At 62.8% G+C, this 8760-nt stretch carries 6 protein-coding genes; 4 read left to right on the plus strand and 2 right to left on the minus strand.

Translation table 11 applies throughout. The annotated features are described in order from the left end of the window. The first annotated feature begins 197 nt into the window (after positions 1-197). From PMI16_RS20265 to cysC, 4 genes are all read left to right on the plus strand, one after another. Complete coding sequence (locus PMI16_RS20265; RefSeq protein WP_007883049.1) at positions 198-2306, plus strand: tetratricopeptide repeat-containing sulfotransferase family protein; 2109 nt, start codon at positions 198-200, stop codon at positions 2304-2306. Beyond that, entirely contained in the window at positions 2303-3481 is a 1179-nt protein-coding gene (locus PMI16_RS20270; RefSeq protein ID WP_007883050.1) for a glycosyltransferase family 9 protein, read from the plus strand. Before PMI16_RS20265 ends, PMI16_RS20270 begins: the two co-directional genes overlap by 4 nt. Then, positions 3478-4308 carry an alpha/beta hydrolase gene (locus PMI16_RS20275; RefSeq protein ID WP_007883051.1) on the plus strand — a complete coding sequence of 277 codons (831 nt, stop codon included), beginning with the start codon at positions 3478-3480 and terminating at the stop codon, positions 4306-4308. The genes PMI16_RS20270 and PMI16_RS20275 overlap by 4 nt, the downstream gene beginning before the upstream one ends. 83 nt (positions 4309-4391) lie before the next feature. Next, complete coding sequence (gene cysC, locus PMI16_RS20280; RefSeq protein WP_007883052.1) at positions 4392-5000, plus strand: adenylyl-sulfate kinase; 609 nt, start codon at positions 4392-4394, stop codon at positions 4998-5000. Positions 5001-5007: 7 nt separating this feature from the next. Here cysC and PMI16_RS20285 read toward each other — a convergent pair whose 3' ends face one another. Both PMI16_RS20285 and PMI16_RS20290 read right to left on the minus strand, forming a co-directional pair. Further along, a complete protein-coding gene (locus PMI16_RS20285; protein WP_007883053.1) occupies positions 5008-5895 on the minus strand; it encodes an IclR family transcriptional regulator in 888 nt (295 codons plus the stop codon). A gap of 83 nt (positions 5896-5978) precedes the next feature. Then, complete coding sequence (locus tag PMI16_RS20290; RefSeq protein WP_034381510.1) at positions 5979-7559, minus strand: AMP-binding protein; 1581 nt, start codon at positions 7557-7559, stop codon at positions 5979-5981. Positions 7560-8760 lie beyond the last annotated feature (1201 nt).

Genomic DNA, 8760 nt, shown 5'->3' on the forward strand with positions numbered 1-8760 from the left:
AATATTCCTATTGTAAATATTTTGGACGTTTTATCCACAAAGAAGCCTGATCTGATTTTTCGCCTGTAATATTCTCGGGAAAAATTGTCGCGTACGGACATTGTTGATCTGTGCCCCATCTATCCACATATCAGCATCGTTCCCAAACAGGACTGTTCCTGTTTGCTGTTTTATGCCTTCATTGCTGTGGAGTATTTTTGAACACGAATAATTATCCGGTCGCCAATCAACTCACCATTCCGGAAGCCCTGAATCGGGCGTATGCGCACTGGAACGCAGGTCAGGCGCAGCAAGCTGAACAACTCTGCCTGCAAGTGCTGCAAGTCGTGCCGCACCAGCCTGATGCTTTCCATTTACTGGGGCTGATAGCGCATGCCTACGGCAAGCTGGATCTGGCGATTGACTATCTGCGCAAGGCTTGTCTGTTTCCTGCCGTGCCGGCGACCTACTGCAGCAATCTGGCTGAAATGTGCCGTCAGAAGGGGCTGCTGGCGGAGGCGGAGCAAGCAGCAAGGCGCGCCGTGGAGCAAGAACCGCAGCTGATCGCGGCCTGGAATAACCTCGGCATCATTCTGCAAGAGAGTGGAAAATTCGACGCCAGCCTGGAATGTCTGCAACGTGTCGTATCGCTGGAACCCGACAATCCGGAGCCGTACAACAATCTTGCCAATACTTATAAGCGTCTGGGCCAGTTCGAGCAGGCGCAAGATTGTTACCGGCGTGCTCTGGCATTGCGTCCCGACTACGCCGAAGTGCATAGCAATCTGGCTTTTCTGTTAAACGACCTGGGGCGTTTCGATGAGGCCGTTGCCTCTGCCGAGAAAGCGATCGATATCAATCCGCAATTGGCGGATGCCTATTTCAACCTGGCCCAGATCGAAATGTCGCGCATGCGCTATGCCGAGGCACAGTGTCGGATCGACGCTCTCCTTGCGTTTGCACCACGACATGCCGGCGCGTTGACTGCGCGCGCGCAGCTGCTGATGAAGCGAGCGCATCATCAGGACGCGCTCGCGTGCGCGCGCCAGGCGTTGAGCATTTCGCCCGACAATGCCCATGCGTACAATGTGCTCGGTCAGGTTTTGCAGGCGCTGGGGCAGCACGACGAAGCGGCGGCATGTTTCGATCGCGCTGCGGCGTTGCCGGGCACGGTCGCCGAAGAGGCATTGGTCGCGCGGGCAGCGTTGTTCATGGAGATGGGCCGCAAGGAGGAAGCCATTGCGGCCTTCGATTACGCGCTTGAGAAATTTCCCGCCTCGACGCGCGTGATGGCGGCGCGCTCCGACAGCAAGACCTATCGCAGCGACGATCCCGATATCGCGGTGATGGAGGCGATGCTGGTGCGGGCGATGCAGCCGGCGATCAGTGACCGGATGAGTTTGCATTTTGCGCTCGGCAAAGCGTATCTGGATACCGGCAATTCGGAGCGCGCTTTTTTCCATCTGGACCAAGGCAATGCCATCAAGCGCGCCACCTTCAGTTACGACGAAGCGAAGACCGGCGAGTGGATGCAAAAAATCGCCGCCGCGTTTACCCCGGAGCTGATGGAAAAATTCAACGATGCCGGAGCCGCATCGGAGCGGCCGGTGTTCATCGTCGGCATGCCGCGTTCCGGCACGACGCTGGTGGAACAGATCCTGGCATCGCATCCCGGCATTTACGGCGCGGGGGAATTGAGTGCATTGAGCCACGCGGTGGATCGGGCCGGAATTTTCCCGGGCGATCTCGCGCGCTGGGGCAAAGAGGATTTTGCGCGTATCGGCAGCGATTATCTGTCGCGTGTCGATGACCTGGCGCCTGGGGCACTGCGCCTGGTCGACAAGATGCCGGCCAATTTCCTGTATGCCGGATTGATCCCGCTGATCCTCTCCGGCGCGCGCATCATCCATTGCCGCCGGGACCCGGTGGATACCTGCCTGTCCTGCTACAGCAAACATTTTGCCGGTGAACAGCTGTTTGCCTATCGCCTCGACGAATTGGGCACATTTCATCGTGGCTATCAGGCCTTGATGGACAGTTTGCGCAAGGTGTTGCCGCCGGAGCGCTTCCTTGAAGTCGACTACGAAAGCGTGGTGGACGATCTGGAAGGCCAGGCGCGGCGACTGATCGATTTTGTCGGCATGCCGTGGGACGATGCCTGCCTGGATTTCCACAAGACGCGCCGCATTGTGCGTACCGCCAGCGTGAGCCAGGTGCGGCAGCCGATTTACGCTACCTCGAAGGGACGCTGGCGGCGCCATGCGGCCTATCTCGGTCCGCTGCTGAACGCGCTCGGTGTGGCAGCGCCGGCTGACGACGCGCAATGATTGCGCCGCACGCACCCGTGACCGACTACGCTACGGTTCAACAGCAGGCGAATGCCTTGCTCGGCGAAGAACGCTTCGGCGAGGCGGAGGCATTGTTGCGCGCGGCGCTGGCTTCCGGATCGGGGCCGATTCAGCTATGGAAGCAACTGGTTTTCGCGGTTCGTCCGCAAGGAAAGATAGCTGAAAGCCGGCAGATTCTGGAAATGATCGTAAGCATGGTCCCGGGCGACATGGGCGCGCGTTTCGACTTGTCGGAAATACTGCTGCTGCAGGGAGAGTTCGCCCGCGGCTGGCGTGAGTACCGGTTCCGCTACAAGATGGCGCACACGACCATGATCGGACGGCACGTGCAGACTCCGCGCTGGGAAGGCCAGCCGATCGCAGGCAAGACATTATTGATCCACGACGAGCAGGGATACGGCGACACCTTCCAGTTCTTGCGCATGGTGGCCTGGGCGCGCGAACGCAGCGGCGCGCGCGTGATCCTGGAAGTCAATGCGGACAGCTACGCACTGGCCCGGCGTTGCGCCGGCTACGATGGCATCATCCCGTTCGGCACCATCCCGCCGGCATTCGATTTCCATTGCGAGCTGATGAGCCTGCCGCTGGCGATGGGCTTGCAATTGCATGACCTGCCGGGCAGCACCGGCTATCTGAGCGCCGATCCGGCGCGCGTCGACAAGTGGCGGGCGCGCCTGGCGTCGCTGCCGCGTCCGCTGGTCGGCCTGGTGTGGGCGGGGCGGCCGGCGCACGCCAACGACGCGCGCCGGTCGATGAGGCTGTCCGATCTGGCGCCGCTGGCGCAGGACGGCATCACCTTCGTCTCCTTGCAAAAAGGGCCGGCAGCGCAGCAAAGTGCAACGCCACCTGCCGGCATGGCGCTGCTGTCGCTGAGCGACGAGATCCGCGACTTCGAGGATACCGCCGCCATCCTGACGCTGCTCGATGTGCTGGTGTCGGTCGACTCGTCACCGGTGCATCTTGCCGGCGCACTCGGTTGTCCGGCTTGGGTGATGCTGCCGTTCCTGCCTGACTGGCGCTGGCTGCTTGAGCGCGACGACACGCCCTGGTATCCCTCCGTGCGCCTGTTCCGCCAGCAGGCGCGGGGCGAGTGGGGGCCGGTGCTGCAAGCCGTTTCCGCTGCGCTGGGAAAATTGCGCGAGGACGCGCGATGAAGTGGACGGCGACACTGACGATATTGCTGGCTGCGGGCTTGTCGACGGCATGCGCCGGCGATCCCAACGCGCATGCCGACGCCATGGCGCAGCCGGCAGGTTTACAACGCGATCAGGTGCAGGCCGGCGCTTTCGTGCTGACTTCTTATCTCCGCATTACCCGCACCGACCGGCCGCTGACCGTGTATATCGAGGGTGACGGTTTGGCCTGGCGCAGCCGCCATCAGCCATCCGAGGATCCCACGCCGCGGCGCGCACTGGGATTGAGCCTGGCCGTTGCCGACACGGCTCCCAATGTGGTGTATTTGGCGCGGCCCTGCCAGTTCACGCCGATGTCCGCCAATTCGCGCTGCGCCGTAACGTATTGGACCGATAGGCGCTATTCCGAAGAAGTCGTGGCATCGATGAATGCGGCGGTGACGCAATATTTGCACCGCCTGCCCGGGCAACGCGTCAACCTGGTCGGCTACTCGGGCGGCGGCGCGCTGGCGGTATTGATCGCCGCCAGACGGCAGGACGTCGCCAGCCTGCGCACGGTGGCCGGCAATCTCGATCATGCGGCGGTGAATCGCCTGCATCAGGTCAGCCAGATGCCGGATTCGCTCAACGCCATCGACGTCGCTGCGCGCGTTGCCGCGATTCCTCAATTGCACGTCAGCGGCGCCGACGACAAGGTCGTGCCGACTTTCGTTGCACGCAGTTTTGTCGCTGCCGTCGGATCATGCGCGCAATTGCGCGTGGTCGACGGCATGGCGCATGAAAGCGATTGGGCCGCCAAGTGGCCCGCATTGCTTTCGAGCACGCTCCCTTGTTCCCGGGAGCCGTAGCATGACCACTCCTCAGCCGCTTGCTGCGAACCTCTCCGGACCGGCAATGCAAGCCCCCACACCGGCTCCCGCGAAAGACGACCATGCCTCCTGACGCTCGCAATCTGACCGCAACCGCGCACGCCTTGTCTGCGTCCGATCGCCAGTCGCACTATGGCCATGCAGGCGGGGTGTTGTGGCTGACAGGTTTGTCGGCTTCCGGTAAATCGAGCCTGGCGATGGCGCTGGAACAGGCGCTCATGGAGCGGGGCTATTCCTGCTATGTGCTTGATGGCGACAATGTGCGTGGCGGCCTCAATGCCAATCTCGGCTTCAGTCCGGAAGACCGGAGCGAGAACATTCGTCGCGTGAGCGAAGTGGCCGCCCTGTTTGCCGATGCGGGACTGATTTGCATCACCGCATTCATCTCGCCGTATCGCGCCGACCGCGCCCGGGCGCGTTTGCGCTGCAAGCAGGCCTTCCATGAGATTTACCTTGCTGCCGATCTGGCTGCTTGCGAAGCACGCGACCCCAAAGGCTTGTACAAGAAGGCGCGTGCGGGAGAGCTGCGGGAATTCACCGGTGTCAGCGCACCGTATGAGTCGCCCGAACGCGCGGACTGCGTAATCGATACGTCTGCTGAAACCCTGGCGGCAAGCGTCGAAAAACTGATCGGTTATGTCGTCGCGAATTTCCCGCTCGGCGGCAAGTGATCTGCCGCTATCTGCCCTGAATCGAAATCACCCGCGCCGCCGACATCACCAGGTCGGCATGGCGGCGCTCATCCGTATCGCCCGACCAGCGCGCCGTGGTGATCGCCAGGTTGACGGCGCCGACGGCGCGTCCGATCCGCGAGTCGGTAATCACGGCGGCGGTGGAGATGTCGCCGAAGAAGTATTCCTCACGGGCATGCGCGTAGCCCTGTTCGCGGAACCTGGCCAGGCGCTGCTTGATCTGGCCGCGGTCGGCGATGGTGAAGGGCGTGTACATCCTGAGGTCGGTGCGGTCGAGGATATCGTCGACCTCGGCGTCGCTCAGGGTCGACATGATGGCCAGTCCCGACGCCGTGCAATAGGCGGGCAGGCGGGTGCCGGTGACGACGTTGGGGTTGAGCACGTTGCGGCTGACGATACGCTGGACGAACACCACGTCGGGGCCGTCGAGGATGGTCAGGTTGGTGGTCTCTTCGGTTTCTTGGCTGAGTTGCTGCAGGTAGGGCGTCGCCCGGCGCACCAGTTCGCTCGAGGTCAGGTAGTGATAGGCGAAGTTGAGCACCTTGGGCGCCAGCTCGTACTTGCGGACTTCTTCGTCCTTGGTGAGGTAGCCGAGCGTCATCAGCGTATAGGTGAAACGCTGCGCCGTGCTCAGGTCGAAGCCGGTCAGCGCGGCGATCTGCGATAGCGACAACTGGCGCTGCTGACCGTCGAAGGCCATCAGCACGCGCATGGATTTCTCGACGGAATTCACATACAGCGGCGAGTCGACGCCGGTGTTGTCGGTCCGGGGCGCCGGTTCGGTAGCTGCCGCTTTCTCCGGTTTGGCTGTTTTCGCCTTGCTTGTTCTCGATGGCGCTTTTGCGCCCGCGCTGTCAGTGGTTTTTCTCATCATGGGTGGTTTTGATCTGCCTGTGCGGCGTATGCGATTGTAAACCTTCCTGGCGCTTGTTCCCGCATTGCTTTGCCGACGCCTTGTCAGCGACCGGCTGCAAGCGCACGCCCGGCGGTATTCTGCCTATCCCATGCCGAACCGATGTCGCGCTTGAGCAGGTGCTTCTTGATGCGCTCGCTGAGCGTGGTTTCGAAGCCGTCCGCCTGCAGGTAATAGCGCGGCGCCTGGTAGCTGGCCAGCTTCGATTTTGCCCATTCCGCCAGTTCCGCGAAGGCGCTGCTGTGACCTTCCTTGAACTGAACGTAGAGCAGGATTTCCTGTTCGCCGACTTCGCTTTCCACGCCGACTGCCGCCGCGGCGGCGATGGCGGGATGCATCACGAACACGCGCTCGATTTCCCAGGCGGAGACGTTTTCGCCGCGCACGCGCATGCTGTCGGTCTTGCGGCCGACGAAGTAGAGGTCGCCGTCGGCATCCCTGCGCGCCAGGTCGCCGGTGTGGAGCTTGCCGTCTTGCAGCGCCTCCGCCGTCGCTTTTGGATTGTCGAGATAGCCGGGCAGGAAGCAGCCGTCGATGTCGCTCGACACCACGACCTGGCCGATCTCGCCGGCCGGCACGACCGCGCCGCTGTCGTCCAGCAGTTCCACGTTCAGCCAGGGCAGGGCGCGGCCGATGGAGCCGCGTTTGCCGCTGGCGTTGACGGTGGCGAAGCTGGAACCTTCGGTCATGCCATAGCACTCGCGCAGCGTCAGTTGCAGGCGTTCGAGGATGCCGTCCCAGGCCTTGGCGGAAACGCCCGCACCCCAGGCCACGCGGATGCTGTGCTGCGCCGGCTGCATCTGCGGCGGCAGCTGCGCGAGGATGTCGAGAATGCCGCCCAGGTAGTGCAGGTGCGTCGCTTGCGCCGTCGCTATCTGCTGCCAGAACTTGCTGGACGAGAAGCGTTCGACGATGTGCAGCTCGGTCTTTTCGAGGAAAGGCACCAGCAGCATCTGCGCGCCGCCGATATGGCACAGCGGTTCCCACACGAACATGCGGTCGCCCGCCTTGACGTCGGAGACGATGCGCGTGGCTTCGCTGGCGATGCGCATCATGCGATGCGTGAAGATCACGCCCTTGGGCGCGCCGGTGGTGCCGGAGGTATAGATCAGACAGAGCGGGTGGTCGGTGGCGATGGTCGCGGCCACAGGCGGTTGCGCTGCAGAGGCCTTGGTCGCCTCAGTTGCGTCGATGACCTCATCGAGCCAGACCAGTTTGCCGTCGAGATCGGTGAGATCGCCCAGCGGCTCGGCGAACGTACGCTGTGCAATGAACAGGTCGGGCGTGCAGTGTCCCAGCAGATAACTGATGCCGGGGGCCTTCAGCCGCGTATTGACCGGCACCCAGACGACGCCGGTCAGCATCAGCGCATAGATCAGCGCCATGTGGTCGAGGCCGTTTTCGAGCATCAGCGCGACGCGGTCGCCTTGTCTGACGCCACGGTCGGCGAGCCAGGTTTGCATGGCGGCCACGCGCGCGGCCATGTCGCGGAAGGAGGTCTTGACGCCGTTGAAATCGAGCAGCGTCCGCTCGCCGTTGTTGAGCAAGCCTTCGTGCAGCAGCGGCACGACGTCGAGCGCGTCGTGTTCGGATCGGACGGGGAAGTAGTTGGTATAGCTGTGCATGGTCATCTGAAGTAAAGAAGGTGTCGCCCGATCAGCGGCGGCGGAAAGTTTTATAGAGCGAAGGCGCCAGCACCAGCAGGGCGATCACGATCACCATCACCAGCGACACGGCGGCCAGGGTCGGATTGACTTGCAGGATCATGTCGTCCCACATCTGCTTGGGCAGCGTGTTCTTCATGCCGCCGCTGACGAAGATGGCGATCGTCAGCTCATCGAAGGAAATGATGAACGCCATCTGCAAGGCTGCCGCCACGCTGCCGATCATCATCGGCAACTGGATGGTGCGCAGCCGGGCGAAGGCCGAGGCGCCGAGGATCTTGGCCGCGTCGTCGAGCCGCCAGTCGAAGCGCTTGAGCGCCGCCGCCATGGTCACCACGACATAGGGGATTGCCAGCACGGTGTGGCCGATGGTCAGGCCGAGATCGGTACCGACCAGCCCCATCCGCGAAAACAGATAGAACAGGCCGACCGCCACCACGATGCGCGGCACGATCAGCGGCGCCAGCAGGAAGGCGAACACCGGCTTGGTCCAGCGCGCCGGCAAGCGCGTCAGGGCCAGCGCCGCGCCGATGCCCAGGGCGGTCGACGCCAGCGCCGTCACGATCGCCACGCCGAACGAGCGCAGGAAAGACGACTGCCACACCGGCGAGAACAGGAAGGCGTCAAACCAGCGCAGGCTGAAACCCTGCGGCGGAAACGACAGAAAGGGCGAGTTGGTGAACGCGATCGGAAACACCACGATGATCGGCAGCGACAGCAGCGCCACCGTCAATACGCTGTACAGCTTCAGCCCCTTCACCCGCGTCAATGCAGGTCCGCCCGCGCCGTAGCCGGCGCCGCACACGCGGCCGATGGCGATCAGCGCTGTGGTCACGAAGGTGGAGCTGTTCCGCTTCGGCGCCGAACGGGTTTCACCGCTGAGCGAAGACAAACCGACCAGCTTGTCGTAGAGCATGAAGACGGCCACGGCGAAGATCAGCAGGATCGTCGACAGGGCGGCGGCGTACGGCAGGTTGAACAAATCGTTGATCGCCGAGATGACCAGTTGCGCCACCATGGTTTCCTTCGGCGTGCCGAGCAGCGCCGGCAGGATGAAGAATCCCAGGCTGGTGATGAACACCAGCAGTCCTGCCGCGGCGATGCCCGGCCCCGCCATCGGAAAGAGTGTAGATCTCGGTGGTCGCCGTATCATTAAAAAAAA

This window comes from Herbaspirillum sp. CF444, from assembly GCF_000282135.1.
GTDB lineage: Bacteria > Pseudomonadota > Gammaproteobacteria > Burkholderiales > Burkholderiaceae_D > Herbaspirillum.

What these genes read in the sequence shown, in the direction of transcription:
- PMI16_RS20290 (WP_034381510.1), bottom strand. Translation starts at nt 7,559, where the DNA reads ATGCACAGCTATACCAACTACTTCCCCGTCCGATCCGAACACGACGCG.
- PMI16_RS20275 (WP_007883051.1), top strand. Translation starts at nt 3,478, where the DNA reads ATGAAGTGGACGGCGACACTGACGATATTGCTGGCTGCGGGCTTGTCG.
- PMI16_RS20285 (WP_007883053.1), bottom strand. Translation starts at nt 5,895, where the DNA reads ATGATGAGAAAAACCACTGACAGCGCGGGCGCAAAAGCGCCATCGAGA.
- PMI16_RS20270 (WP_007883050.1), top strand. Translation starts at nt 2,303, where the DNA reads ATGATTGCGCCGCACGCACCCGTGACCGACTACGCTACGGTTCAACAG.
- cysC (WP_007883052.1), top strand. Translation starts at nt 4,392, where the DNA reads ATGCCTCCTGACGCTCGCAATCTGACCGCAACCGCGCACGCCTTGTCT.